Annotated in this window: 1 protein-coding gene; it reads left to right on the top strand. The window is 35.8% G+C overall.

The annotated features are described in order from the left end of the window. Positions 1 to 168 precede the first annotated feature (168 nt). The gene (hemH, locus tag Q0998_RS19225) at positions 169 to 1,188 is read left to right on the top strand and encodes a ferrochelatase (protein ID WP_299673065.1); all 1,020 of its coding nucleotides are present in this window, start codon (positions 169 to 171) and stop codon (positions 1,186 to 1,188) included. The last annotated feature ends 67 nt before the right edge of the window (positions 1,189 to 1,255 follow it).

The raw sequence follows: 1,255 nt of genomic DNA, 5'->3' as shown, positions 1-1,255 counted from the left end.
GTAGCTACATCAAAACAAAAATATATAGAAAATTATCAACCAAATATTTGTTTTTAAGCACAGTTCATTCCTGCGTACTTGTCTACCACAGGTAGAGGCAGGAATCTCAAAATAAAAAGGATAAATAAATAATAAAAAGATTCCTGCCTGCGCAGGAATGACAGAACAATGAAAGGAATATTACTAAACAATTTAGGATCTCCAGATTCTACAGAAACAAAAGACGTAAAAAAATATTTGGGTGAATTTTTAATGGACGAACGTGTCATCGACATTCCGTTTTGGAAACGCTGGATTCTTATCAAAGGAATCATCTTACAAATTAGACCCAAAAAATCGGGAACTGCTTACAAGAAAATTTGGTGGAAAGAAGGTTCGCCTTTGGTGGTCATATCAGAAAGATTTACCGAAAAAGTAAAGCAAAAAGTAGACATTCCTGTTGAATTGGCAATGCGTTATGGTTCTATGTCTATGGAAAAAGGAATCGAAAATTTGGTAGACAAAGGGGTTACAGAAATCTTTTTAGCACCCTTATATCCGCATTATGCAATGTCTTCTTATGAAACCGTTGTGGTACAAGCTGAAGAAATTTTAGCTGAGAAGTATCCGCATGTAAAACTAGATACCTTGCCTCCTTTTTATAACAAACCAGATTACATCAAAGCGATGAGTGATAATATTGCGCATCATTTAAAAGGATTTGACTATGATCATGTTTTGTTTTCGTATCACGGAATTCCTGAACGTCATATTAGAAAATCTGACCCAACAAATAGTCATTGTAAATTAGATGGTTCTTGTTGCGAACGCAATTCTGTGGCTCATTACACCTGTTACAGGCATCAATGTTTTGAAACGACCAAAGCAATTGCCAAAGAATTAGGCTTCGATGAGACCAATCATAGCAATTCTTTTCAATCTCGTTTGTTAAAAGATCCTTGGTTAAAACCTTATACCGATTTCGAATTGGAAAAATTTCCTGAAATGGGGAAGAAAAAATTAGCGGTTATTACGCCTGCTTTTGTTGCTGATTGTTTAGAAACTTTAGAGGAAATTGCCATGGAAGGAAAAGAAGATTTTATAGAAGCTGGCGGAACGCATTACAAACACATACCTTGTATGAATGACAATGATGATTGGGTAGATGTGATGGTTTCTTGGATCAATGATTGGAGGAATAAGCAGTAAGCAGTAAGCAGTAAGCAGTAAGCAGTAAGCAGTAAGCAGTAAGCAGTAAGCAGTAAGCAGTAAGCAG

Origin of the sequence: uncultured Polaribacter sp. (genome assembly GCF_947501385.1) — a bacterium.
Taxonomy (GTDB): domain Bacteria; phylum Bacteroidota; class Bacteroidia; order Flavobacteriales; family Flavobacteriaceae; genus Polaribacter.
This window is presented reverse-complemented; position numbering and strand designations above follow the sequence as displayed.